We start from the raw sequence: 24,813 nt of genomic DNA on the forward strand, positions 1-24,813 counted from the left end.
GCTCTCGAGACCGGCAAACCAATGCTCCTGCCTCACGGCCCGGAACGCACGCACATGAAGCCGTCGCGAGTGGCCGAGCGTTGCCACGAACACGAATGCCTTGACTTTCGCCCCTCCGATATCGGCCAGGCGCTCCCCGAAGTCGATCTGCAGCTGTCGGCCCGGCGGGGTCTCAAACCGCGTCGTCGCCAGCACCTCCGCCTTCAGCACCTGGCGATAGGGTTGCACGGCGCGTTGCAGCGTTCGCCGGCTAACTGCCGCGCCTTTCTCGACCAAGAGGTCCTGGCGCACCACGTCGGCATTGCCGCGATGAACGAATGAGCCTCTCGCGCAGCCAACCCTCAAGACCGTCGAGACGCTTCGGCCGCTCAGGCGGCTTGAACGGCTTCACCCCGCCCCCCGCCACGTAGTCCTTCACCGTGTGATGGCTGCAGCCCAGCTGCCGCGCAATCCGCTTCAGACCCCCCCGCACGCTCTCAGGCGCAACATCTCCGCCACGTCATCCGGCGTCTTCATCACTTGCCCCCGTGGATCACTCCACGGCGAGCCTTCAGTGATTCGTTCCTGCTTCATTCACTCTCTCCTCAGCTATCCGAGGAGGGGGCAATTCCTCGTGACGCTGAGGGGGCAGTTTTCCATGGCGCGCGACAACGATGGCGCTGCGGCGCAGTCCGTAGTGCTGATGGATCAGGGCTTGTGGACGCTGGAAGATCTTGCCGCCACGACTTGCCGAAGGAGAGAAATCCATTGTCTTTCTTCTGGCCGGGAGGAGCAAAGCCGAGAGATCCTTTTCCTCAAGTATCATCAAGCGTTTCGTACTTGATCAATTGCCGCCACTTACCTCCGTACCGCGCTTCATACTTGTAGTCTTTCCGGACGAGTCAACGACTCCCGCCGTAACGCGAGCGGGAAACGGTATCTGAACCGGATCACGATTCGGGAGCCGAGCGGCGTGTTGTCCTGCGACGATGGCAGCGATATTCTTCGCTGCGCCCATGGTAGCGACCGAATCGATTGGACGAATGAGAGGGGATGAGGATAGACGTGAGCAAGCCTCGTTGGCGTCCGGCCAGCACGACCGACATTGCTGCGATCATCGCGATCGCAGAGCGCATCCATCCCGATCTTTTTGAGCGGCCTGACGTGTTTGCGGAGAAGATGCGGCTTTGTCCCGACGGCTGCCGCGTGCTCGTCGGGGATGAAGGGATAGTCGGCTACGGCCTTGCCCACCCCTGGAAGCAGTATCAGATTCCGCCGCTCGATTGCTTCCTAGCAAGCTTGCCCGACGATGCGGACTGCCTCTACGTGCACGACGTGGCCGTGTTGCCCTTCGCCCGCGGTGGTGTAGCGGCGGCCTATATCCGGACGCTCGAACAACTCGCACGCTCGTCGGGTGCAGTTCTAGCGTTGGTCTCGGTCTATGCCACGCGGCCGCTATGGGAACAGTTCGGCTTTCGGTCAGTCACGACGAATGCGGAATTGCGCGCAAAGTTAGCGTGCTACGGCGAGGCTGCGACCTATATGCTCTGGGATCTCGCTGCAGCGCAGTCTTCTCGCCCTCCCACGCCAATGACGCCATCAGAATCAGCTGATCAGGCACAGACCTAATCGTGTCGCGAGCAATCGCTTCGCGGACGGATTGTTCGAGTCTTCGAGGGTGGAAGATTTGTTCCTGTATTATGGCAGATAATCTTACGTTGTAAGCGTGCTGAGAAAGCCGCAACGCGTATGTGGGCCCACAAGGTAGAGTTGAATAACTTCGACCGCTGGCTCCAGGAAATCGACAGGATCACCGATAAGCAACGCGTTCTCTACGTTCACACGAAGTAGATAATATCCGACCCGCTGGGCCTGAACCTGGTCATCAGTGTACTGGCTCGGCAAAATTTTTCCGATGCGTCTGCCATCACCAAGGATTAAAGCATTATGGTGATCCAGGCAACGATACCTTGGCGGGCAGTGACCGCGGCGATTTGTGAGATTGTTTTGGCCCTACGCATTTCGTGAGTCCCTGTCGTTCAAGGACAATCAAGCAGCCGCCGCGGCCCTTCTTCGCAAATACCTGATCGAAGGCCGAAGCCAACGAAGCTACCGGGATTGGGGATCCCCGCGGCCGGGAATTCGTGGCAGACCCACTCGGTCGCGGAGGCGTGCATCCATCTTCGAGCCGTCCATCAGGATGAACTGGGTAAACTGGCCACGGCCGGCCAGCTTCAGAACGTCTCTACAGCCGCCATTAGGTTCGCGACGACGTCCAGCGCCTGCTCGCCGTCTTTGTCGTCGGCGACTCCGAAGGTCCACCTCCATTATCCTGTTGAGCGTCAGCAAGGCGTCGGCTTCGTCGCGGTCAGGGCCGCTTGTCCGCCAAGTAAACGATTTGCATGTGCCCTTCGTCCCACCATGCCGGCGGGGATGCTGCGATGCGAACGGGTGGACGCCCGGCCGGGAGCCGAGGCGAAAATGGGAGAAATACCGCTCGTTGTCTGATGGCGATGTCCAATCGCGAATTGCGCCCAGTGCGGCGCGTGCGCATCAAGTTCGATATGCGGGTTAACTGGCATCCCTGATCCCAAGACGGCAGAGATTGAGCCGCGCAGCCGACAGAAGCATCCACGGCAATATCAACTCTGACTTTCTGCACGGCGATGCAGCTCGCGATTAATGCTATCGTTGACCCGACGGACTGCACGAAGCTGCAATCTCGTTCGGGCTTTGCCGCTGGACGTCTTGCCGCCCATCTCAAACTGTAGCGCCATTCGCCTGCCGACGCTTCGTGCTGAATTGCAACGCCTCTGTGTTGCATAATTTCTTTCGACCTCACCACCGGCGTTTGCGCCGGTTCAGCACCGCGTCGGCCGAGTGCAGATTGAGGCTGATTCCTGAGGCAGCTGATCCAGCCCGCCAAGGAATGCGGCCTTCGGGGCGCGCGTGACCAAGTAGCAATCTCAGCTGCCAGGATTGTGTCACCGAGGAATCGAGAATTTGGAATATTTCATCGCATTATTGAATGATGGGCTCGGCTTCACCTCATTGGCTGGCCTTAACTTTCAAACGCGGCAGAAGCGGTTGATCAAAACTGTCGCGCCAAATGTCTTATGTGTCGTCGAACGCATCGATTTATTAGCTGCGAGCCGGGCGGTTGCCGCTTGAAGTCGCGGTAATCATGCATTGACGTTTCGGTGAACATGACCAGAGAGCAGTCTGGTTTAGCGATGGGAAGATCGACATCGAATAGAAGAGGATGCCAACCGAGGATGTAAGATTGAAATACTCAACTATTGCGTTTGGCTGCTCTCGACCTCTAGAGATCGAATAGCTTGAGCTCGCTCGGTCGGTCCAAGCGTTACGATCGCGAATGGGCGCGTCGACAGCACCGTCCTGAGAACGAAGCGAGCCTTTTGATGAATAGTGGAGAGCCGGTGTGAGTGCACTCGTGTGGAATCAAATCGGGAATGCAAACGAGCTGCACATAGTTGGGCGTCATTTGGCAACTATCGTGGTCGTAGGTCTTCTGGGGCGCGCCGGCTCGGAGAACATCGCAGGGCCTAGCCAAGGCCTCTTTGGTGATACCCGCCTGGCATCAATCGGCGCCCTATTATCAGCGCTCTCAAATAGGTTGCTCGGGGGCATTCAGGGCGGCCCTGCGCGAAAGGGCTGGGTGGCCGCCGAAATCGCAGGCGGAGATCGGCTTGTTTACAAAACCCTGCGAGCGGCTCAGAGGCCGTCGCATTCGGAGGTGTGATGTCTTCGGTCAACTCCATGCTTCACCTGGGTTTGAATCTTCATGGCGCTGGTGGGCACTCTGCCGCGTGGCGCTGGCCGGGCACAGATCCAGGCGCCTTTTTCGATATCGAGCACTACGTCCGGGCCGCGAAGCTTGCGGAGCACGGTCTGCTGGATGCCGTATTCCTCGCCGACACGCCCGCGATAAGTTCCGACATTACGCACGAGCCGCCGCTGAACGGGCTCGAGCCTACGTTGGTTCTCTCTGTGATTGCCCGCGAAACGGAGCGGATTGGGCTGATCGCGACCGCGTCGACAACCTACAATGAGCCATACAATCTCGCCCGGCGTTTTCAATCTCTCGATGTCATCAGCGGCGGCCGCGTCGCCTGGAACGCCGTCACGACCTCGAACTCGGCGACGGCTGCGAACTTTGGCGGTCATGAGATCGCACGAGCGGATCGGTACAGACGCGCCGAGGACTTCGTTGAAACCGTCCGTGCTCTCTGGCTGAGCTGGGGCGACGAGATGATCATCGCCGATCAGGCTGCGGGAGTTTACGCAGATCAAAGGCAATTCCGGCTACTCGACCCGGCTACGAATAGCTTCGGTATCCGAGGTCCACTTACGCATCCCGCTTCGTCGCAAGGTCATCCCGTCATCGTTCAGGCAGGCGGTTCGGAGCCCGGATTACGGCTTGGTGCCCGCAGTGCAGATGTCGTGTTTGCGGCAGCCGGGGACTTGGCAACGGCGCTGCAGGAGGCCGCGCGCCTGCGCGCGCTCTCTCGGCAATTCGGACGCTCCGCGGCTCCGCTCATCCTGCCAGGCCTGGTCACCTGCATCGGCGGAACCGAGGAAGAGGCGGCTCGTCGCAAAGAGCAGCTGGACGAGTTGCTCGATCTAGAGCGCGCCGTGGCCGCTCTTGCACGAAGCATGGGCGTGGCAGTCGAGAAGCTTAGCCTCGAAAGGACCATCCCGCAGGAGATTTTGCCCGATGCAGATAAGGTTCCGTTTTCTGTCGGCCACCATCGCACGATTGAAGTCCTCGCACGTCAAGGCCGGACGGTTCGCGAGATCATCAGTGCCGTTCAAGCGTTTGGGCATCGCCTGATCGTGGGCGCACCCGAGCAGATCGCGGATTCGATTGAGGCATGGTTCCGCGCCGGTGCGGTCGATGGTTTCAATATCATTCCGGACGTGCTGACGGATGGCACTCCGGCCTTTGTCGACAATGTGGTGCCCATCCTGCAGAAGCGCGGACTGTTTCGCAGAGAATATCGGGGGCAGACACTGCGGGAGCATTTCGGGATTTCGATTCCTTTCGAGCCGGCAAGAGCCACAGCTGGCTCACCGCTGTGACATTTCCTCAACACCAATGCTCCGGAGCCTGGATATGCTTTTACCGACTGCGCGACCCACGAGGCGCTTCACTGGCCAGTCGAGCCATCTAGCAAGAAAGATGGCGGTTACCCTTGCCATGCTCTCAGGCCTGTCTCAATGGGCACCCAGCGTTCGTGCTCAAGAAGGGGTAGCCGTGAAGCGGGGAGGCGTTATCCGTTATGGGCATTTTCAAGAGCCTGCCTGCCTGTTCGGCGGGTGGGTGCAGCAATGGTACCTGCAACGCCAATACAGCGACAATCTGGTTGCTCGCAGCGACGACGGCAAGATTGCGCCATGGTTGGCCGAGTCCTGGACCATCTCCGACGACAAAAAGGTGTACACATTCGAGATAAAGCCGAATGTGAAGTTCACGGACGGGACTGCTCTCGATGCGCAGGCCATCGCTGACAATATCAACGGGTGGCTCAGCAATGACCCCGATCTTCGCAATCCCACTGCTGCTCCCTATCTTAGCGACAGCTTCGAATCGGCAAAGGCAATCGCTCCTCAGAGGCTGCAGGTAACCTTGAAGACGCCGTTCCAGCCCTTGCTCAATGTGTTCGCCCAATCCTCACAAGGCATTCTGTCGCCATCCGCGCTCAAACGTGCACTTGCGGTGAATTGCGAGAATCCGGTCGGCTCGGGTCCTTTCATCGTCGACAAGTGGCGCCATGGGCGGGAAGTCACCTTCCGCCGCAATCCTGACTACAATTCGGCGCCGGCCACCGCGAAACACCAGGGCCCGGCTTACGTTGACGGAATAAGCTGGAAGTTTCTGCCAGATCAGACTGTCCGATACGGCTCGCTGATCACAGGCGAGACCGATGCCATATACGATATCCCGGCCATTGCATGGAAAGACGCTAATTCCCGCTTTGGAATATTGCGGCATATTACCGGCGGCACTCCTCTACGCCTTGCGTTGTATGCGGCCAGGCCTCCTTTTGACGACGTGCTCGTCCGCAAGGCTTTCGCTTATTCTACTGATCGAAAGGCCGCGGTTGACACATCCTTTCTTGGCTCTTTGCCATTTGAAGGCAACGGTGCGCTAAGTCAAAGCTCGCCGGAATACCTGCACGAGCTCGGGCGGGCGTATACGTACGATATTCGGCAAGCCAATCAGCTGCTTGATCGGGCGGGTTGGACTGAGCGCAACCGTAACGGCATCCGTGTCAAGAACGGCAATTCACTGACGGTGCGCATTTCCTATTCGAACGCTTTTCTGAAGCCCGATGGCGAGCAAGCCTTGCAAGTAATCCAGCAGCAGGCAAGGGTGGCCGGTTTTGACGTACGTCTTCAACCCACTAATCCCGCTGATTTCTTTGCCGGACGAAATCTCGGCCCCGACGATTATGAAATCGTGCTGCTCTATTGGGTTGCACCCGGCGCCGAGATCTTCCGGATTTCATGGAAGCCGGACCAGAATGGTGAACCCAATCGATTCAATCCGTCGCGCTTCCAGGATTCGGCGCTTTGGGAGGTGATCCAAAGGGCGGAGCAGGATTTTAGCAGCGCTGAACGTGCCGGTCTTTATCAGCAGGCGGAACGGAAGATCGTGGATGAGGCTCCTGTGATTGGCTTCACGGTGCTGGACGTGACTTTGGCCACCAGCCCCAATCTGAAAGACGTATGGCTGGACCACGGGTCGGTGGGCGAGCCCGTCTTCTATGACGCTCATTTTGATGAAAGGAAATGAGGCTGTGAAGCTCGTAGCCAAAAATCCGCTTGTTTGGTTCGCGCGCCGCATACTCTCCGGCGTGGTTGTCGTGTGGGCTGCAGCAACGTTTGCGTTCCTCATGCAGTGTTTGCTGCCAGGCGATCGCGCGCAGATCATCATCAATGTACGGAGTGGTAACGTTGGGCCGGCGCCTCCGGCAGAGCTCGCAGCTGTCAATGCGCAATATGGATTTGATCAACCGCTCGTGGTTCAGTATGCGAAATACATATGGCTAATCCTGCACGGAGATCTTGGTGAATCATACCAGCAGCATCGACCCGTCGTAGGAATCATCGCAGAGCAGATTGGTCCGACTATTGTTCTGGCGATCGCCGCGCTGCTGACGGCATGGGCTATTGCCATCTTGGCCACCCTGTTGATCGCCGGCAGAGACAACATATGGTCGAAGCTGCTCAGCGGCGCGCAAATCTTCCTGGCAACCGTACCGCCTTACTGGCTAGCTACAATTCTGCTCGTCGTCTTTGCGGTGAACTTGCGGATCTTTCCCGTTGTTGGGGAAAGTACTGCCATGGGACTCGTTCTCCCAACCCTTGCGCTGGCTCTCGAACTGTCGGGCTTTTTCGGACAAGTCGTTCTGAACGAGTTCACGCGCGTGCTCGAGCAGCCCTTCGTTACGTCCGCGCGAGCTCGAGGTATGAGTGATTTCGGCGTCAGACTTCACCATGTCCTGCGTCATGCCGCATTGCCCGGCATTACGTTGTCAGGTTGGGCTCTTGGCAAGCTTCTGTCGGGGGCGATCTTGATAGAGATCGTTTTCGCCCGCCAAGGCCTGGGTGGAGTTCTCGTCGCAGCGACGTCCTCGCGGGACGTTCCGATTGTCTCGGGAGCTGTTTTGATCTCGGCGGGCCTATTCGTTCTTCTTAGTGTGATTGTCGATCTAGCTTACCGGATGCTCGATCCGAGGATGAAGCTGACATGAGCAGGTTCGCGGAAGTCACGGTGTCTCAGCCGCTCAGAGAAGTCTTGGAATTCATCTGCAATGTTCCCTTCCGGGTTGCTGCCTCGCTTGCCATCATTGGCTTCTTTGTCCTCGCGGCCATCGCGCCAAAGGTGCTGCAGACGCACGACCCACTCGCTATCGATTTGAGCTCGTCATTGCAGTCGCCTTCGACCGTCCATTGGTTGGGTACAGATCAATTGGGCCGGGATCTCTACTCCCGTGTGCTGGAGGGGGCTGGCCAATCGCTTGCCATCGGACTTGGTGCGACCGCGCTGAGCATATCCGTTGCACTCATTCTCGGCGTCGCAGCCGCACTTTTCGCTGGCGTGGTCGACAGCATTCTCACCCGGATTTTCGACGTGCTCTTCGCAATTCCCACGCTCTTGCTCGCCCTGGTGTTCGTCACCGTCTTTGGGCCGTCGGTGCTGACTGAGGTCATAGCCGTCGGAATCGCCACGGCGCCAGGCTATGCGCGCATGATCAGGGGCCAGATGCTTTCTATCAAGGGTACCGGGTACGTGGAGGCAGCCAAGGCGCTCGGACATCCGTTTCCCCGTATCGCCTGGAGGCATATTCTTCCGAACACGATGAACCCCCTGACAGCTATGATGACAATCGGCGTCGGTCAGGCGATTATCTGGGCGTCGGGGCTAGCCTTTCTAGGTCTTGGCGTTGCTCCCCCGGCCCCTGAATGGGGCGCGCTGCTCAATGCCGGGCGCAACTATGTGATCTATTCCTGGTGGCTTGAGGTCATACCCGGACTGGCCGTGACGATCTTTGCCCTTAGCCTCACCATTGTCGGAGGCCACCTGCAGGACCGTCTGGAAGGAAAGGCTTGAATGTTGCAGGCTCCTCCCAGGCCGGTCTCGCAGCAGGCAGACCTCCTCACGGTCGATTCGCTTCGTGTCTCCTTCGGGCGCGACATCGCCACGAAAGTGGTCGTGCGCAATGTATCTTTCTCCTTACAACCGGGGCGGTGCCTTGCGATCGTCGGTGAGTCCGGCTCAGGAAAGAGCGTGACCGCGCGGGCTCTCATAGGCCTAGCCGGTCGCCACGCCAGGGTCCATGCACGCCAACTGAGCTTCGATGGGACGGACCTGATCGGCCTTAACGATCGTGGCTGGCGGCGCATTCGCGGCAGCGGGATTGGCTTCGTACTACAGGATGCACTCGTTTCGTTGGACCCGCTTCGCCGGATCGGCAAAGAGATTGGCGAGGGCTTACGCCTGCATGGTGCCGTATCATCACGCCAGGAACTCGCACAGCGCGTGATTGCTCTCCTCAAGCTCGTCGGCATCCCTGAGCCCGAGATCAAGGCTCAGCAACTGCCGCATCAATTGTCCGGCGGTCAGCGCCAACGGGCTCTCATCGCTGGAGCACTTGCGCTCGAGCCACGCGTCCTCATCGCCGATGAGCCGACCACCGCTCTAGACGTGACAGCGCAAGCTCAGGTGCTGGCACTGCTCGAGGAAACCAAAACCCGGGGTAAAGCTCTGATCCTGATCAGTCATGATCTGGCGGTGGTCTCCCGCGTGGCGGATGAGGTCCTCGTTATGCGTCAAGGCGAGGTCGTCGAACGCGGTACCGCCGCTCAGATATTTGCAGATCCACGACATTCCTATACTCGTCAGCTGCTGGATGCCGTGCCATCAGGCCGGCCGCGCGGCTCACGCCTCTCACCATCGACCATTGGCGGACGAACGCACCCACCCGTGCAATTGCTGCCGAGATCTCGTCCCATCGTGCTCGAAGCCACAAGCCTCGTGAAGCGGTTCAGCGGCCCGGATGGCGCTTTACGGGCGGCCGTCGACGGTGTCTCCTTCGAATTGCGATCCGGCGAGACATTGGGCATCGTGGGTGAGTCCGGGTCGGGAAAGTCCACGATGGCGCGCATGGTCCTGGCCCTCGAGGAACCCGACGAGGGCGCCGTTCAGTTTGAAGGAAAGGCTTGGACCAAGCTTGCCGAACGTGAACGGCGGGCTCGCCGACGGTCGATATCGATCATTTACCAGGATCCGCTTGGCTCGTTTGATCCACGTTGGACGGTCGGCGGCATCTTATCCGATAGCCTTTCGAGCAACGTCGAGACGTCGACCAAGCGTCAGGAGCGCGTCATCGAGCTGCTCGATCTAGTCGGATTATCCCAGAGCCTGCTCGACCGGCGACCGATCGAGCTCTCGGGCGGTCAGCGCCAGCGCGTCGCGATCGCCCGCGCGATTGCACCAAATCCTGCCGTGATCGTCTGCGATGAGCCGGTTTCGGCGCTAGACGTCTCGATCCAGGCCCAAGTCCTGGACTTGCTCGGCGATCTGAAGGCTCACCTCGGCATGAGTCATCTCTTCATCTCCCATGATCTCGGCGTTGTTCGTCATATCAGCGATCGCGTCATCGTGATGCGCCATGGGAGAATTGTCGACTGTGGCGATACTGAAGAGATATTTCTCAATCCACTATCTGAATATACTAGGAGCCTTATCGCCGCCATGCCCCGTCTTGTGCGCGGTCCTGAGATAAGTCGTTCGTCAACGATTCTCGAAAGAGGCATCGCGTGAATGCTGCCGAATTCGACCTTCTGGATCATAAATAGCCGATCTTCGATCGCCGAAGTATTACCATTTTGCGCGCCAGTTTGGTCACGATTGCGCGCTCGTTCATCGCTCCGCCGGCACAGTGTGTGGTACGCGGTGGGTCGGCCGGCGCACGGAGCTGGCCAGTCGCGCTCGTACACTCCCTGTTCGCGAATCGACGGTTGGAACGTGCCGAATCCCTTGACTATGTGCCCCTTCTCGGCCATCGCGCGTCTCGCGAGCGAGCTCGGAACTTGGTTTTTTCGATATCCTTGCGAACCTGGTGCGATCCCCGACAAGAGACGGCTTTTGTCGGGTTCAAAACACTTGGCGTCGATTCGATGATCTCGATTTCATCGCATTTATTCAGCCCCTTATTACAGCTGATCGGCTGGCACGGTCATTGCTCAGGTAATTCCGAGTACGGCGCTACATAAGCGATCACTTTCGGCCCCAAGCCGTGGCTTCATTTTGAGAAAGAAGCAAGAACGAGAACTTCGCGCATTCGGTTGACGGATGCATTTGCCGGGAGAGAGCCGTATCAAGCCAAATCGCGTCTTTGGGCATATTTGCATAGTCGTTGAGCTTGCGTCGTTGACGTTGGCGGGCCCGGTGAATCATCGCAACAAGCAGTGGTGGAGGGGCCATGGCACATTCTGTCGACGCGCGCACCACCGCGGCTGCGAAGGCCCGCCGCACAATTGCTGCGTCATCGACCCATCGATTCGCGGTTTGGCAGACCCCGGTGTGACAATCGCTTAAGCTTACCCGCACTTGCCGAGTGACAAGAGCTTCACAACGAGAAGCCGACTCGCAATCCGGGCAATATGGAATCGTCGACATGTCGCAAACGATCGACGCTAACATCGAGTGCAGCGCAAATGAAGAATCAGAGAACTGGGCCGGGCCGATAAAAAACGTTTCATCCGATGGAGAATTTGTTCGATACTGGAGCCGAGCTTCTGATCGGCCGCGCGCAGTGGCGGCCGTTGCGAGGCGAACTGAGGAGGCTATCAGAAGAACGGGGATTGGCCTGCAGCTATCCTCCGAGAACTTCAGTGGTCTCGACCTATCCGATTTCCCGTTGCGGCGCTGCACCCTCAATCGCGCGCAACTCTACGGAGCAACGTTAGATCGGGCAGACCTTTCAGGGGCGAACCTTATCTGTCCCGGGCTAGAGAGAGCAAGCTTCCGTGGCGCCAAGCTCGATTGTGCGTATATGCACGCGATTGCAGCACAAGTCTGCAACTTCGATGATGCCAGTCTGCGCAATGTAGTTGATGCGACCGGCAGTCTGTTTCACGGTTGCAGCATGAAAAGAACGCGTTTTGATAACGCGATGCTCAGTGGACTTCTCGCCTATCAATGCGACGCGAGTTACGCTGTATTCGATGGGGCGGAACTGCAAGGCTCGACTATTAATGAGTGCTTCCTTTCTTCCGCTTCTTTTCGCTTTGCCAAATTGAGCCAGGTCACGATCACGAAGACGTATCTTGCGGCTTGCTCGTTTTTTCAGTCAAAGGGTGACTGCTTATCGATCGTGCGTCCCACGTCGGTCGACGGCCTTGTCCTGGAAGGCGCTCATCTTCCGTATCTGAGACTCTCAAAGGTGAGCGGCCGGATTACGGCGAGAGCACTGAGCGCCCCATTTGCTGATCTGCATCTGTCAAATCTTTCCAGGATGGAGCTTGAACAGGCAGAATTGACCGATGCACGGCTCCTGTCCGTAAACTTGTCCGACGCGAACCTCGTCGGTGCCGTGTTGAACGGTGCATCTATTCGTTCCTGCCAGCTCGATGGAGCGGACCTGTCCCGGGCATCAGGCGAAAGCATTTCGATAATAGAAAGCACCATGCGAGCCGCCAAGTTTGTGGGCTTTCGTGGCCGCTGTGCGTTTATGCGCGACTGCGATCTTGAGAATGCAGACCTATCTCAGGCTTACCTCTACAGGTCGATACTTACCGGTGACCCCCGCAATCAATGGCATTGGATCGCGCAAATCTCGAAGGATCCAATCTAGCAGGCTGTTGAAAAAGGTACTCGCCGCCAACCGGCGAGCGTGATTCATTGGCTCCGACGAGATTCGGAGACGGGGCGTGCGCGGTGGCGATAATCGAACGGGCGAGTTGTTCAGCTACGTCGACCTGGAGGCACGGGTACGGCGTGATCATCCGCTGCGAGCGATCCGGAGGATTGTGAACGAGGCGCTGTCAGAGCTGGAGCGCGAGTTTGCCGCGCTCTATTCGCCGATTGGGAGGCCGTCGATCCCGCCGGAGAAGCTGCTGCGGGCGATGCTGTTGCAGGCGTTTTATTCGATCCGCTCGGAGCGGCTTCTGATGGAGCGGCTGGAATACGACCTGCTGTTCCGCTGGTTCGTCGGCATCGGCGTCGATGACGCAGCCTGGGACCATTCGGTGTTCTCGAAGAACCGCGACCGGCTGCTGGAAGGCGACATCGCGGCGAAGTTCCTGGCGGCGGTGCTGGCGCAGCCCAGGGTGAAGAAGCTGCTGTCGAGTGATCACTTCTCGGTCGATGGCACGCTGATCGAGGCCTGGGCCTCGATGAAGAGTGTCAAGCCGAAGGACGGCTCCGGCGAGCCGCCGGCGCAAGGCGGCCGCAATGCTGATGCGGACTTCCACGGCCAGAAACGCTCGAATGACACCCATGCTTCGACCACCGATCCAGACGCCAGGCTGTATCGCAAGGGCAAAGGCAAGGAGACGAAGCTGTGCTTCATCGGGCACGGGCTGATGGAGAACCGCCACGGTCTGCTGGTCGATGCCTGCCTGACGCAGGCCGATGGGCATGCCGAGCGGGTGGCCGCGCTGCACATGATCGAGCCTCGTGCTGACCGGCCGACAGCGATCACGCTTGGCGCCGACAAAGCCTACGACGTGGAAGACTTCGTCAACGAACTGCGCTCGATGAACGTGACGCCGCATGTGACACAGAACACCAGCGGCCGCCGCTCTACGATTGACGGGCGAACAACCCGGCACGGCGGCTATGCGGTCAGCCAGCGCATCCGCAAGCGGATCGAGGAGGCATTCGGCTGGATCAAGACGATCGCGGGGCAAGAGAAGACCCGCTTCCGTGGCCGTGATCGGGTCGCATGGGCCTTTACCTTCGCTGCCACCGCCTACAATCTGGTGCGGCTGCCCAAGCTGATCGCGGAGACCGGCTGATGGCCAAGGTGCCCGGTCTCGCCAAGGCCTTTGCAGGCCGCTGGCGCATCGTCGAGATGGACGTCTGGGATAGCGACTTCCTCGATCTTGTCGAGGAGGCGCATCTCACCTTCCAGGGCAAGTCCGATGGCGAAATCGCCTTTGGGGCTCTCAAGGGGTTCCTGGACGTGCGCTACGGCACCCGCGACGGATCGGCGTGCGCGGAGTTCTCATGGGAAGGGCACGATGAGAACGATCCGTCCTGCGGTCGCGGATGGGCTATGGTCGGCACTGCAGACAGGCTCGTCGGCCACTTCTACATCCACAACGGCGACGATTCAGCCTTCGTTTGCGAACGCGGCTGAGTTCTTCAACAGCCTGCTAGTGCAGGCATATCTCGCGGCGGGAATGACCGGCAGTAACCTCGAGGCTGCGCGCTTGGCATACATTCGCATGAATCAATCTTCCTTGCGCGACGCGAACTTGAGTGGAATATCCCCCTTTCAGGCAAGCTTCGTAAAGGTCGATTTTTCGGGCGCAACGATAACCACATTCGAGCCGCCGTTCTTTGCAGATAGATGTCCGGGACTACAGGCCGCTCTGAAGGATGGTCCGCCGCGCGAGCCGGAAACCTATCTGGCTGAGTTGTCGTCGTTGATGAGACGTGGTCGAGCTGGATCGACCTGATTGTTTCAGAGGGCGCGAAATGAAGACCTGGGAAATACAATGTCAGGCAGACTAGGTCGATTGGGACCGAGCCCCTTTGTGAGGTGAGACATGAAACTCTCGTCGATGTTAGCTGACCGTGCGCGGTCGATGCGGCGCTCAGGCCAAGTCTTCCGTAGTCTGAGCGATGGGACAAGGCCGTCCTTGTGTTCAGAAGAACTGGATCAAGACACATGCATCTAGATTCCCTTTCAGCAGGCAGGGCCTTCCTCCGGGAGGTCGCGAGAACAGGCCAGACGATTGGCACGGTGCACACTTTGGGCGCTCTGCACCGCGGCCATGCAGAACTCATCAGAAGGGCGGTAATTGAGAATGACGTTGCAATCGTCACGGTCTACCCGAACAAGAGCCAATTTGAGCCCGGTGTTAGCTACGAGTTCAATCTGGACGACGACATTGGGCTTGCGCTACGCGCGGGAGCAACCGCCGTGCTTTCGTCCAGCGATGCCGAGATGTTTCCGGCGGGCTATCGAACGTTTCTAACGCAAGACGACTATGATCTGCGTCTGGACGGGCCCGAGGAACACTTGAAGGAAGCTGTTACCGGTTCCATCCGCTGGATCTGCTATGCACGCCCCACTCGCAGCTATTTTGGCTTGAAAGATATCGGTCAGGCGATCTTGGTAAAGCGCGCCGTCGCAGACCTGCTTCTTGACTGCGAAATACGATTTGTGCCGACGGTGAGATATAGGAACGGAGTGCCGATTTCGTCGCGGCTACGACGCTTTAGCCGCTCTGAGCTCGATGAGCTTTCGTGCCTCTTCATGGCACTGAACCATTTGAGGAAAGAGATCGCTAAAGGGACGTCCTGCATCAAGGATCTGATAGCATCAGCCGAATCTCTGATCACATTCCGACAGTTTAAACTCGATTTCGTTCGGATCGTAGACGCTGATAGCTTCGAAGATCTGGAGCAGGTCAAGCTCCCTTTCATAATCATTGGTGCGGCAATGGCTCATGGCCTCAGGGTCTTTGATAGCATCTACGTTCCCGATCAGGATACGCTCCTGGAAGGTCCCGCGGATATTTGGATTGATTTGCCTGAGGAGCCGTAGCCGAACGCATCCTGCGTGGAAGCAGCATGCGTCGCCATCGGCGCGTTGCAAATCGACTCAATCGAGGTGATCGAGCCGAATCCGTTCGCTCTCTCCTCTCGGATCCTGGTCATGAACGCGCCGCGACCCACTCGAGCCATGCTGGAGCGCAGGGGGCTGTGTTATGAGTGCGCATCCTGGCTTCGTCGGCGAATTGGCGCCACCAGATGGTGAAAGACGCGCGCTTGAAGTACCACTCGGGTGGAGTAAACGCCTCGTTCTTGGCATTCTAATCGAGTCCGGGTTTCCTTGTATTCGGCCTCGAACACGTCGGATGGCTTGTGAGGGCCTATTGCGGCGAGGTCCCCGAAAAGGTCTCCAGGTTCTTGTATTCACCAGCTAGCCGCACGGCCGTCGGCAGATGCTCATCCAGCTTCAACGCCGCGTAAACCGCCGGCACGATGCCGGCGACCAGCGCCGTGGTGGCCGTGAGGTATTCGTACTTGTTGTCGCCTTTTAAGATTTCCCAACTTGCAAGCGCGCCAAAGATGATCGGCATTACAAGGAACACAATGCGCGTAGCGCCAGCGCGCGCTAGACCATGAGGGTGTTTGGCGTATAGGCACCCTATTCCTAGTGTTTGCTGCACGCCCCACTTCGCGGCGAAGCGCTCAAGTGCCGCCGGACGAAGGACAGCCTAGCTCTGCACTTGACGGAACCCTTCCGTCCACTTGACTTGCCCCCGCAAGCGACCGGGTTCGCACTCGTCGTGCTACGGACCAAGCGGATCCGGATCCAGCGTCAGGAATCTATCGTCGACCTCGATGCCGAAGCCGTCGGGCGTCTTGCCGTCGGTAAAGTTCTCGGCCGCATGCGCCATCCAACCCAACGAGATGTCAAAGAGGCGGGCTTCGTTTTCCGGATAGCTACCGCTGACATCGGAGTGGTTTCCGGCGAACCACACCTGCTGCAGCCAATCCGGATGCTTGAAATGTCGCGCAAGGGCTGCCCCGCACATTCAGTGCGAGAGCGGGCCTTTGTCGGCACTTGCTGCGCCGATTGTCGGTATTGAGACTCAACGCCAGAAACCTGACACTACGCGCCGCTACGGAGTGCCTGCTGGGCCTGCGAATTCACTTCGGCACGCGATTTGCTCTGTTCACGCATCATCACCAATCGCAGTGCGATGGTCTTCGGGACGGACACGGCGCTGGCGCTGGTCAAGCTGGAGCTCAAGGCGGTGTTCGGTTCGATATTCCAGCGCTTTTCCGCGCTCCGTCTGACCGTGGCGCCTGAAGAACTGAAGTTGCGCAAGGAGATCATCCTGGCGGATTCGAGGAGTTGCCGGTGCTCTGGTGATGTGGTGGACGCCCCCGGGAATCGCGATCTTCTCCGCAATTTGCCGGCGCGCATGGCGCGCGCCGATCAGCCAGCCAACAGGTAACCAGGATGGACGTGCAAGAAACCACGGCAACATGCGGGGACGCATTCGCTGAACTAGCGTCGCCAGCGTGCATGCACGACCCGTATCCGTTCATGCGCCGGTTGCGCGAGCACGATCCGGTGCATCGCGCGGCGTCGGGCCTCTTTCTGTTGAGCCGCCACGCCGACATCTATTGGGCGCTCAAGGCCACGGGCGATGCGTTTCGGGCTCCGGCGCCGGACGAACTGGCGCGCTATTTCCCGCGTGCGGCGACCAGCCTGTCGCTCAATCTGCTGGCGTCCTCGCTGGCGATGAAGGACCCACCGACGCATACGCGTCTGCGCCGGCTGATCTCGCGCGATTTCACCATGGGCCAGATCGACAACCTGCGGCCAGGCATCGCGCGCATCGTCGCCGCGCGCCTGGACGGCATGGCGCCCGCGCTGGAGCGCGGGGAGGCGGTGGACCTGCATCGGGAATTCGCACTGGCGTTGCCCATGCTGGTCTTCGCCGAACTGTTTGGCATGCCCCATGACGACATGTTCGGGCTCGCCGCCGGCATCGGCGCCATTCTGGAAGGCCTGCGCCCGCATGCCAGCGATCCCCAGCTCACCGCGGCGGACGCGGCCAGCGCCAGGGTGCAGACCTACTTCGGCTGCCTCATACAGCGTAAGCGCACCGACCCGCGCCACGACATCGTGTCGATGCTGGTCGGCGCACATGACGATGATGCCGACATGCTGTCGGATGCGGAGTTGATCAGCATGCTGTGGGGCATGCTGCTGGGCAGCTTCGCCACCACTGCTGCGACCATCGACCATGCGGTCCTGGCGATGCTCGCGTATCCCGAACAGCGGCACTGGCTACACAAAGACGCCGTGGGGGTGAAGGCATTCGTCGAAGAAGTCCTGCGCTGCGACGCGCCCGTCATGTTCAGCTCCATTCCGCGTATCGCCCAGCGCGACATCGAACTGGGCGGCATGGTGATCCCGAAGAGCGCGGACGTGCGCATGCTGATCGCGGCCGGCAATCGCGACCCCGACGCCTTCGCCGATCCCGACCGCTTCGATCCCGCGCGGTTCTACGGTACCAGTCCTGGCATGTCGACCGACGGGAAGATCATGCTGAGCTTCGGCCACGGCATTCACTTCTGCCTCGGTGCGCAACTGGTCCGGGTGCAGTTAGCCGAGAGCCTGCCGCGAATCCAGGCGCGCTTCCCCACGCTGGCCTTGGCCGAGCAGCCGACCCGGGAGCCCTCCGCGTTCCTTCGGACGTTCCGCGCGCTGCCGGTGCGGCTGCATGCGCGGGGGAGCTGAGATGCGCGTCGTGGTCGACCAGGACCTGTGCGGAACCAGCGGGCAGTGCGTGCTGACGCTGCCGGGCACCTTTCGCCAGCGCGAACCAGACGGCGTGGCCGAAGTGTGCGTGGCGACGGTCCCGCAGGCGCTGCACGCCGCCGTGAGGCTCGCGGCGAGCCAGTGCCCGGTCGCCGCCATTCGGGTCATCGAAAGCGACGCTGGCGATGGCGAGCGCGCCGGTGCCGACCCTGCGCCTTCTCCAGCGGAGGGCCGAGCGCCATGCCGCGAGAGACCAATGCCATCCAGGAGGACACGATGGGACGGTTTGCAGACAAGGTGGCCGTGGTGACCGGCGCAGGCATCGGCAAGGCATGCGCCGTCGCTATCGCGCGCGAGGGAGGCAGAGTGGTGGTCGCCGACATTGATGGCTCGGCGGCCATCGCCTGCACTGCGCAAATTGCATCCGAAGCGGACCGCGCGCTGGCCTCGGCCACAGACATCGCCGATGCGCACGCGGTGGCAGCGCTGTTCGAAACGGCGGAGCGCCACTTCGGTGGGGTCGACCTGCTGGTGCATCTGACTCCGCGCGACCGCGGGATCCTCGACCTGGACCTGGCGGTCTGGGATCAGACAATGGCGACCAATCTGCGCGGCACGTTGCTCTGCTGCCGGCAGGCCATCCCACGGATGATCGGCCGCGGTGGTGGCGCGATCGTCAACACGTCGTCGTGCCAGGGGCTCAGCGGTGACACCGCGCAGACGTCCTACGCCGCGTCGAAGGCGGCGATGAACATGCTGTCCGCCTCGCTCGCCACCCAGTACGGTCATGCGCAGATCCGCTGCAACGCGGTTGCACCGGGTCTCATCATGACCGATCGTCTCCTCGCCAAGTTGGACGAGTGCACGCAACGGCATCTGCGGCGGCACCAGCTCCTGCCGCGCGTCGGCCGCCCCGACGATGTGGCTGCGCTGGTGGCGTTCCTGCTCTCCGACGATGCTGCGTTCATCACCGGCCAGGTCGTGTGCATCGACGGCGGCATGCTGGCGCATGTGCCGACGTACGCCGACGGTGGCAACAGCCGCGCCGCGCGGCCTTCCGGCGAGACCGCCGAAGCGGACACGTCGCCGCGCTGCTGATGGACATGATGCTCAACCCGCTGAACCGTCGGCATCGGCTACGGCACGACATCCCGGTCGTGCCCGGCGCTTTCCCCTTGGTCGGTCATCTTCCCGCCGTCGTCTGCGACCTGCCGCGCCTGCTGCGGCGCGCGGAACGGAGGCTGGGCAGCCACTTCTGGCTGGATTTCGGCCCTGCCGGACACCTGATGACCAGTCTGGATCCGGATGCTCTCGCACTGCTCCGGCACAAGGACGTATCCTCGGCGCTGATCGAAGACATCGCGCCCGAATTGTTTGGCGGAACGTTGGTTACCCAGGACGGCATCGCGCACCGGCAGGCGCGCGATGCGATCCAGGCGGCGCTTCTGCCCAAGGGGCTGACCCAGGCCGGCATCGGCGAGCTGTTCGCGCCCGTCATCCGGGCGCGCGTGCAGAGGTGGCGCGACCGCGGCGACGTAACCATCTTGCGCGAAACCGGCGATCTGATGCTTAAGCTGATCTTCAGTCTCATGGGAATCCCCGCGCAGGACCTGCCGGGATGGCGCCGCAAGTACCAGCAACTGCTGCAGTTGATCGTCGCGCCCCCGGTCGACCTGCCCGGACTGCCCTTGCGGCGCGGCCGCGCCGCCCGTGACTGGATCGATGCGCGGTTGCGCGAGTTCGTCCGCGCCGCGCGCGAACATGCCTCGCGCACCGGGTTGATCAACGACATGGTGAGCGCCTTCGATCGCAGCGACGATGCGCTTTCCGATGACGTCCTGGTCGCCAATATCCGCTTGCTGCTGCTTGGTGGTCACGACACCACCGCCTCGACGATGGCCTGGATGGTGATCGAGCTGGCGCGGCAGCCTGGGCTGTGGGACGCCCTGGTCGAGGAGGCGCAACGCGTGGGCACGGTGCCGACTCGGCACGCGGACCTGGCGCAGTGTCCGGTCGCCGAGGCGATGTTCCGCGAGACGCTGCGCGTGTATCCGGCGACGCCGCTCCTAGTGCGTCGCGCACTGCGTGAATTGAGACTCGGCCAACGGCGCATTCCCGCGGGCACCGATCTGTGCATCCCACTGCTGCATTTCTCCACCTCGGCGCTGCTGCACGAGGCGCCTGATCAGTTTCGGCTGGCGCGGTGGCTGCAACGCACCGAGCCGATCCGGCCGGTGGACATGCTGCAGTTCGGTACCGGCCCACACGTCTGCATGGGCTACCACCTGGCATGGCTGGAACTGGTGCAGTTCTGTATCGCCTTGGCGCTGACCATGCACGAGGCCGGGGTGCGGCCGCGGTTGCTAAGCGGCGTCGAAAAAGGCCGGCGCTATTACCCGACCGCACATCCGTCCATGACGATCCGCATCGGATTCTCATGAGCTGGCATCGCATGCCCCTGTGGCGAGCCAACGGCGCCGGCGACGCGCAGCATTGCTGCACTCGGTGCGACGCCGACAACACCCTGGCGGCGGGGCTCGCCGTGGCGGTCTTCTGTCAAGGACAAAAACAACATGCAGACCGGTTCCATGCCACAGGACGACAGAACTGATGATTCCGCGCCCGGCGGATCGGGCACGCAGGCGCGCGGCGCATCCGGCTTGCTGCTCCCCGAGATCTGGATGCAGGACGGCGCAAAGCGGGTCGAACTGGAGCTGGCGCGTCTTCTCTGCGCCGAACATGACGGTGAGACCGAGCTGATGGCGGCGATGCGCTACGCCACCTTGCATGGCGGGAAACGTACCCGCGCCTTGCTCTGTCTGGCTGCCGGCGCATTGGCCGACACACCGGCGCACATGCTCGAAAACGTCGCCGCCGCCATCGAGATGATGCACGCCTGTACCCTGGTTCACGACGATCTGCCCGCGATGGACGACGACGTGCTTCGCCGCGGCCGTCCGACCGTGCACGTCAAGTTCGGCGAAGCGACTGCGATCCTGGTCGGCGATGCGCTGCAGGCGCACGCCTTCCTGACCCTGGCGAGCCTGGATGCGCCGGGCGACAACCGTATCGCGCTCGTGCGCGAATTGGCGCAGGCGGTGTCCGCCGAGGGTGCCGCAGGCGGGCAGGCCATGGATCTGTCGCTGGTTGGAAAGCACGTCGAGCTGGACAGGATCGTGGCGATGCACCGGATGAAGAGCGGAGCGCTAGTGCGCGCGTCCGTTCGCATGGGCGCGCTATGCGCAGTCGCGGATGATGCCGCGCACGCTGCGCTGTACTGTGCGCTCGATCATTACAGCGCTTGTTTCGGCCTGGCGCTGCAGGTGATCGACGACATTCTCGACGTGACAGCGGATACCGCGGCGCTGGGCAAGACCCCCGGCAAGGACGAGGCGGCGCAGAAGCCGACCTGCGCGTCGTTCATGGGGCTGCAGGCAGCACGCCAGTTCGCGCTGGATCTGTTGCGCGATAGCGGGGAGGCTATCGCGCCGCTGGGGCCGCGTACGGAGCGGTTGGCGCAAATCCTACAGCGGACCAACGCGTATCTGTTCAAGCACGCGCCATCCGCATGAGCGCGCCCGTCCGCATGGAGGCGCCCCCGTGGCGTTGCGATCGGCCGGCGGCAGCGGTGCATGCTGCACTGTGTCCCCGAGTTCGCGCCGCTGATCGCAGCGGTTGGCCAGCATTGCCGCGGCGCACGTGGCGCGCGGCGCGCAAGCCTATGCGGCCGTCCGGCGCTGCTGAGGCGCCGGACCGCGACGGGCCTGCGGCGACGTGCGCGGCGTCTGCCCGATTCTGGTTCCCGTCAATCGTTTGCAGAAGGAACATCCCGCGTGAATGCGCTGTCCGAACAGATTCTTTCCGAATTGCGCCGCCTGCTGAGCGAGATGAGCGATGGTGGCCGCGTCGGTCCGTCCGTCTACGATACGGCGCGAGCGCTGTGGTTCCACGGCAACGTCACCGGTCGGCAGGACGCATACGCGTGGCTCCTCGCGCAGCAACAGGCCGACGGCGGTTGGGGAAGCGCGGACTTCTCGCGGTTCCGCCATGCGCCCACGTGGGCGGCGTTGCTGGCATTGCCGCGCGCCGATTCTCTTCCCGGCGTTCCAGACGCAGTCCAGGCTGCAACCCAGTTCCTCCAGCGCCAGCCCGATCCCTACGCGCATGCGGTGCCGGAAGATGCGCCCATCGGCGCGGAGCTGATCCTGCCGCAGCTTTGCGGCGAGGCCGCATCCTTGCTGGGCGACGTGGCGTTTCCGCGCCACCCGGCGCTGTTGCCGTTGCGGCAAGCGTGCATGGTCAAGCTGGGGACTGTGGCAACGTTGCCGAGCGGCCATCCATTGCTGCACTCCTGGGAAGCCTGGGGGACGTCGCCGACCACCGCATTCCCGGATGACGACGGCAGCATCGGCATCAGTCCGGCGGCCACCGCCGCGTGGCGTGCGTACGCCGTGACACAGGCGAGCACGCCGCAGCTCGGGCGCGCCGATGAGTATTTGCAGATGGCATCGCGGGCGACGCGCAGCGGCATCGAAGGTGTCATTCCCAATGTCTGGCCGATCAATGTGTTCGAGCCATGCTGGTCGCTGTACACCCTGCATCTGGCCGGGCTGTTCGCGCATCCCGCGCTCGCCGAGGCGGTGCGCGTGATCGTCGCGCAGCTCGACGCCCGCCTGGGCGTGCGCGGTCTGGGCCCGGCCTTGCACTTTGCGGCCGATGCGGACGACACCGCCGTTGCGTTGTGCGTCCTGCGCCTTGCAGGCCGCGACCCGGCGGTCGATGCGTTGCGCCAATTCGAAATCGGCGAACTGTTCGTCACCTTCCCCGGCGAGCGCAATGCCTCGGTGTCGACCAACATCCATGCCCTGCATGCGCTGCGACTGTTGGAAAAGCCCGCCGCGGGCATCAGCGCCTACGTCGAGGCCAATCGCAACCCGAACGGTCTGTGGGACAACGAAAAATGGCACGTTTCGTGGCTGTATCCCACCGCGCATGCGGTCGCTGCGCTGGCGCAAGGCAAGGCGCAGTGGCGCGATGAGCGCGCGCTGGCGGCGCTGCTGCTGGCGCAGCGCGAGGACGGCGGCTGGGGCGCGGGTCGCGCGTCAACGTTCGAGGAAACCGCCTATGCGCTGTTCGCGTTGCACGTGATGAACGGGAGCGAAGAGCCGACAGGGCGCCGGCGCATCGCGCAAGCAGTAGCGCGTGCGCTGGAGTGGATGCTCGCCCGCCATGCGGCGCACGCGTTGCCGCAGACGCCGCTGTGGATCGGCAAGGAACTGTATTGTCCAACTCGGGTTGTGCGCGTCGCCGAACTCGCCGGGTTGTGGCTGGCGCTTCGTTGGGGACGGCGCAACCCGGCCGAGGAAGCAGGAGCGACGCCATGATCCAGACCGAACGCGCGCTGCAGCAGGTGCTGGAGTGGGGGCATTCCTTGACCGGGTTCGGCGAGGAGCATGCCGTGGAAGCGGTGAGGGGTGGCCAGTACATCCTGCAGAGCATCCGCCTGAGCCTGCGCGACATCAGCGCCCGCACCGGCCGCGATCCGCAGGACGAAACGCTGATCGTGGCATTCTATCGCGAACTGGCGCTGCTGTTCTGGCTCGACGATTGCAACGATCTTGGCTTGATCGCGCCGGAGCAGCTCGCCGCGGTAGAGCAGGCGCTGGGGCAGGGCGTGCCGTGCGCGCTTCCCGGATTCGAGGGCTGCGCTGTGCTGCGCGCTTCGCTGGCCGCGCTCGCCTACGATCGTCGCGACTATGCTCAGCTTCTCGACGATACCCGGTGCTACTGCGCAGCGCTGCGCGCCGGGCACGCGCAAGCGGCGGGGGCGGAACGCTGGTCTTACACCGAGTACTTGCACAACGGCATCGATTCGATCGCCTACGCGAACGTGCTCTGTTGCCTGTCGTTGCTGTGGGGGCTGGACATGGCGACCTTGCGCGCGCGTCCGGCGTTTCGCCAGGTCCTGCGGCTCATCTCCGCGATAGGGCGCCTGCAGAACGACCTGCATGGACGCGACAAGGACAGGTCGGCCGGCGAGGCCTGCAACGCGGCGATTCTCCTGCTGCAGCGCTATCCGGCTATGCCTGTGGTGGAGTTCCTCAACGACGAGCTGGCCGGCCTTACGCGCATGCTGGACCGGGTGATGGCGAAAGAACGCTTTCCCGCGCCCTGGGGAGCGTTGATCGAGGCCATGGCGGCCATCCGCGCGCAGTACTACCAGACCTCGACCAGCCGCTACCGCAGCGACGCTGCGGGGGGAGGCTAGCGTGCGCCGGCTTCGTCAACGGCGAGATCAAGCGGCGGACCGAAGTGGTCGGCATCTTTCCCAATGAGGACGCCATCACCCGTCTGGTCGGCGCAATCCTGTTCGAGCAGAATGACGGGCGGGGCGTCGAGCGTCGACGCTACATGACACTGGGAACCATCGCCCCGTTGGGCGATGATCCCGCCGTGAGCCTTCCGGCTATCGCCACTGACCGATCCAGGCCCATGCCGGCACCCGCACTCAGCTACACCACGCTGCGGGGCACGATCATACAAGAAGGCTCAAGAACGCCCACAGAACCGTTCTTCGGGAGGTTCCTTATCGATTTCCGGCCATGGGGGCAGTCTGCGTGTCCGCTGCAGGAAGTCGGCGGCTCCGCGTCAGGTTCTCGACAGATATCGCACATAGAGCAGGGTTTCCAGAGGCGATCATAGCTGGCGATCGCTGCAAGAATACTGGAGCGCCCGGTCGGAGTGCTTCGACGCGGCATTTTGGGCGTTCACGATAGTTTTC

At 61.5% G+C, this 24,813-nt stretch carries 22 protein-coding genes and 3 pseudogenes; 23 read left to right on the plus strand and 2 right to left on the minus strand.

Features of this window, described 5'->3' with window-relative positions; translation table 11 throughout:
• Positions 1-54 precede the first annotated feature (54 nt).
• From ACE10X_RS10015 to ACE10X_RS10080, 14 genes are all read left to right on the plus strand, one after another.
• Complete coding sequence (locus ACE10X_RS10015) at positions 55-321, plus strand: hypothetical protein (RefSeq protein WP_253592550.1); 267 nt, start codon at positions 55-57, stop codon at positions 319-321.
• A 316-nt stretch (positions 322-637) separates the two neighbouring features.
• Complete coding sequence (locus tag ACE10X_RS10020; RefSeq protein ID WP_038380113.1) at positions 638-823, plus strand: hypothetical protein; 186 nt, start codon at positions 638-640, stop codon at positions 821-823.
• 221 nt (positions 824-1,044) lie between these two features.
• Positions 1,045-1,608, plus strand: a complete 564-nt coding sequence (locus ACE10X_RS10025; protein WP_244436099.1) for a GNAT family N-acetyltransferase — start codon at positions 1,045-1,047, stop codon at positions 1,606-1,608.
• 1,374 nt (positions 1,609-2,982) lie between these two features.
• Positions 2,983-3,150 carry a hypothetical protein gene (locus ACE10X_RS10030; RefSeq protein ID WP_155258783.1) on the plus strand — a complete coding sequence of 56 codons (168 nt, stop codon included), beginning with the start codon at positions 2,983-2,985 and terminating at the stop codon, positions 3,148-3,150.
• Between the two features lie 591 nt (positions 3,151-3,741).
• Positions 3,742-5,082 (plus strand): NtaA/DmoA family FMN-dependent monooxygenase, encoded by a 1,341-nt coding sequence (locus ACE10X_RS10035; RefSeq protein ID WP_016846346.1) that lies wholly within the window; start codon positions 3,742-3,744, stop codon positions 5,080-5,082.
• A 100-nt stretch (positions 5,083-5,182) separates the two neighbouring features.
• A complete protein-coding gene (locus tag ACE10X_RS10040) occupies positions 5,183-6,799 on the plus strand; it encodes an ABC transporter substrate-binding protein (protein ID WP_245163868.1) in 1,617 nt (538 codons plus the stop codon).
• Positions 6,771-7,760, plus strand: coding sequence for an ABC transporter permease (locus ACE10X_RS10045; protein ID WP_245163867.1), 990 nt, complete (start codon positions 6,771-6,773; stop codon positions 7,758-7,760). Before ACE10X_RS10040 ends, ACE10X_RS10045 begins: the two co-directional genes overlap by 29 nt.
• Positions 7,757-8,620, plus strand: coding sequence for an ABC transporter permease (locus ACE10X_RS10050; RefSeq protein ID WP_016846349.1), 864 nt, complete (start codon positions 7,757-7,759; stop codon positions 8,618-8,620). Before ACE10X_RS10045 ends, ACE10X_RS10050 begins: the two co-directional genes overlap by 4 nt.
• Positions 8,621-10,333, plus strand: coding sequence for an ABC transporter ATP-binding protein (locus ACE10X_RS10055; RefSeq protein ID WP_209943992.1), 1,713 nt, complete (start codon positions 8,621-8,623; stop codon positions 10,331-10,333).
• 856 nt (positions 10,334-11,189) lie between these two features.
• The gene (locus ACE10X_RS10060; RefSeq protein ID WP_245163866.1) at positions 11,190-12,368 is read left to right on the plus strand and encodes a pentapeptide repeat-containing protein; all 1,179 of its coding nucleotides are present in this window, start codon (positions 11,190-11,192) and stop codon (positions 12,366-12,368) included.
• A 76-nt stretch (positions 12,369-12,444) separates the two neighbouring features.
• The gene (locus ACE10X_RS10065; RefSeq protein ID WP_026192311.1) at positions 12,445-13,533 is read left to right on the plus strand and encodes an IS5 family transposase; all 1,089 of its coding nucleotides are present in this window, start codon (positions 12,445-12,447) and stop codon (positions 13,531-13,533) included.
• On the plus strand, positions 13,533-13,877 hold the full coding sequence (locus ACE10X_RS10070) for a hypothetical protein (protein ID WP_016848197.1): 345 nt from the start codon (positions 13,533-13,535) through the stop codon (positions 13,875-13,877). Before ACE10X_RS10065 ends, ACE10X_RS10070 begins: the two co-directional genes overlap by 1 nt.
• A gap of 43 nt (positions 13,878-13,920) precedes the next feature.
• The gene (locus ACE10X_RS10075; protein ID WP_245164075.1) at positions 13,921-14,199 is read left to right on the plus strand and encodes a pentapeptide repeat-containing protein; all 279 of its coding nucleotides are present in this window, start codon (positions 13,921-13,923) and stop codon (positions 14,197-14,199) included.
• A gap of 212 nt (positions 14,200-14,411) precedes the next feature.
• Positions 14,412-15,293, plus strand: a complete 882-nt coding sequence (locus ACE10X_RS10080) for a pantoate--beta-alanine ligase (protein WP_209943990.1) — start codon at positions 14,412-14,414, stop codon at positions 15,291-15,293.
• 328 nt (positions 15,294-15,621) lie between these two features.
• Here ACE10X_RS10080 and ACE10X_RS10085 read toward each other — a convergent pair whose 3' ends face one another.
• A complete protein-coding gene (locus ACE10X_RS10085; RefSeq protein WP_097671449.1) occupies positions 15,622-15,831 on the minus strand; it encodes a hypothetical protein in 210 nt (69 codons plus the stop codon).
• A 213-nt stretch (positions 15,832-16,044) separates the two neighbouring features.
• Positions 16,045-16,236, minus strand: a complete 192-nt coding sequence (locus ACE10X_RS10090; RefSeq protein ID WP_240537164.1) for a phospholipase effector Tle1 domain-containing protein — start codon at positions 16,234-16,236, stop codon at positions 16,045-16,047.
• A gap of 249 nt (positions 16,237-16,485) precedes the next feature.
• Here ACE10X_RS10090 and ACE10X_RS10095 point away from each other — a divergent pair.
• The 9 genes and pseudogenes from ACE10X_RS10095 to ACE10X_RS10135 all read left to right on the plus strand — a co-directional run.
• A pseudogene (locus ACE10X_RS10095) lies at positions 16,486-16,631 on the plus strand (cytochrome); the annotation flags it as partial.
• Between the two features lie 90 nt (positions 16,632-16,721).
• Positions 16,722-18,011, plus strand: coding sequence for a cytochrome P450 (locus tag ACE10X_RS10100; RefSeq protein WP_209946082.1), 1,290 nt, complete (start codon positions 16,722-16,724; stop codon positions 18,009-18,011).
• 1 nt (position 18,012) lies between these two features.
• Positions 18,013-18,301 (plus strand): annotated as a pseudogene (locus tag ACE10X_RS10105) (ferredoxin); the annotation flags it as partial.
• Positions 18,302-18,308: 7 nt separating this feature from the next.
• Positions 18,309-19,130 (plus strand): SDR family oxidoreductase, encoded by an 822-nt coding sequence (locus ACE10X_RS10110; RefSeq protein ID WP_026192342.1) that lies wholly within the window; start codon positions 18,309-18,311, stop codon positions 19,128-19,130.
• Positions 19,130-20,473 (plus strand): cytochrome P450, encoded by a 1,344-nt coding sequence (locus ACE10X_RS10115; protein ID WP_209946080.1) that lies wholly within the window; start codon positions 19,130-19,132, stop codon positions 20,471-20,473. Before ACE10X_RS10110 ends, ACE10X_RS10115 begins: the two co-directional genes overlap by 1 nt.
• 132 nt (positions 20,474-20,605) lie before the next feature.
• On the plus strand, positions 20,606-21,604 hold the full coding sequence (locus ACE10X_RS10120) for a polyprenyl synthetase family protein (RefSeq protein WP_209946078.1): 999 nt from the start codon (positions 20,606-20,608) through the stop codon (positions 21,602-21,604).
• Between the two features lie 261 nt (positions 21,605-21,865).
• Positions 21,866-23,416 (plus strand): hypothetical protein, encoded by a 1,551-nt coding sequence (locus ACE10X_RS10125; RefSeq protein WP_209946076.1) that lies wholly within the window; start codon positions 21,866-21,868, stop codon positions 23,414-23,416.
• Positions 23,413-24,300 (plus strand): hypothetical protein, encoded by an 888-nt coding sequence (locus tag ACE10X_RS10130; RefSeq protein WP_253592547.1) that lies wholly within the window; start codon positions 23,413-23,415, stop codon positions 24,298-24,300. Before ACE10X_RS10125 ends, ACE10X_RS10130 begins: the two co-directional genes overlap by 4 nt.
• Positions 24,301-24,314: 14 nt before the next feature.
• Positions 24,315-24,506, plus strand: a pseudogene (locus ACE10X_RS10135) (transposase); the annotation flags it as partial.
• Between the last annotated feature and the right edge of the window lie 307 nt (positions 24,507-24,813).

The organism is Bradyrhizobium sp. Pha-3 (assembly GCF_042258325.1).
In the GTDB taxonomy this organism is placed as follows: domain Bacteria; phylum Pseudomonadota; class Alphaproteobacteria; order Rhizobiales; family Xanthobacteraceae; genus Bradyrhizobium; species Bradyrhizobium elkanii.

Coding starts and splice junctions, on each gene's coding strand:
- ACE10X_RS10080 (WP_209943990.1), top strand. CDS start 14,412: ATGCATCTAGATTCCCTTTCAGCAGGCAGGGCCTTCCTCCGGGAGGTC.
- ACE10X_RS10085 (WP_097671449.1), bottom strand. CDS start 15,831: ATGCCGATCATCTTTGGCGCGCTTGCAAGTTGGGAAATCTTAAAAGGC.
- ACE10X_RS10120 (WP_209946078.1), top strand. CDS start 20,606: ATGCAGACCGGTTCCATGCCACAGGACGACAGAACTGATGATTCCGCG.
- ACE10X_RS10035 (WP_016846346.1), top strand. CDS start 3,742: ATGTCTTCGGTCAACTCCATGCTTCACCTGGGTTTGAATCTTCATGGC.
- ACE10X_RS10020 (WP_038380113.1), top strand. CDS start 638: ATGGCGCGCGACAACGATGGCGCTGCGGCGCAGTCCGTAGTGCTGATG.
- ACE10X_RS10045 (WP_245163867.1), top strand. CDS start 6,771: ATGACGCTCATTTTGATGAAAGGAAATGAGGCTGTGAAGCTCGTAGCC.
- ACE10X_RS10110 (WP_026192342.1), top strand. CDS start 18,309: ATGGGACGGTTTGCAGACAAGGTGGCCGTGGTGACCGGCGCAGGCATC.
- ACE10X_RS10055 (WP_209943992.1), top strand. CDS start 8,621: ATGTTGCAGGCTCCTCCCAGGCCGGTCTCGCAGCAGGCAGACCTCCTC.
- ACE10X_RS10015 (WP_253592550.1), top strand. CDS start 55: ATGAAGCCGTCGCGAGTGGCCGAGCGTTGCCACGAACACGAATGCCTT.
- ACE10X_RS10075 (WP_245164075.1), top strand. CDS start 13,921: ATGACCGGCAGTAACCTCGAGGCTGCGCGCTTGGCATACATTCGCATG.
- ACE10X_RS10050 (WP_016846349.1), top strand. CDS start 7,757: ATGAGCAGGTTCGCGGAAGTCACGGTGTCTCAGCCGCTCAGAGAAGTC.
- ACE10X_RS10060 (WP_245163866.1), top strand. CDS start 11,190: ATGTCGCAAACGATCGACGCTAACATCGAGTGCAGCGCAAATGAAGAA.
- ACE10X_RS10100 (WP_209946082.1), top strand. CDS start 16,722: ATGGACGTGCAAGAAACCACGGCAACATGCGGGGACGCATTCGCTGAA.
- ACE10X_RS10040 (WP_245163868.1), top strand. CDS start 5,183: ATGGCGGTTACCCTTGCCATGCTCTCAGGCCTGTCTCAATGGGCACCC.
- ACE10X_RS10130 (WP_253592547.1), top strand. CDS start 23,413: ATGATCCAGACCGAACGCGCGCTGCAGCAGGTGCTGGAGTGGGGGCAT.
- ACE10X_RS10115 (WP_209946080.1), top strand. CDS start 19,130: ATGGACATGATGCTCAACCCGCTGAACCGTCGGCATCGGCTACGGCAC.
- ACE10X_RS10070 (WP_016848197.1), top strand. CDS start 13,533: ATGGCCAAGGTGCCCGGTCTCGCCAAGGCCTTTGCAGGCCGCTGGCGC.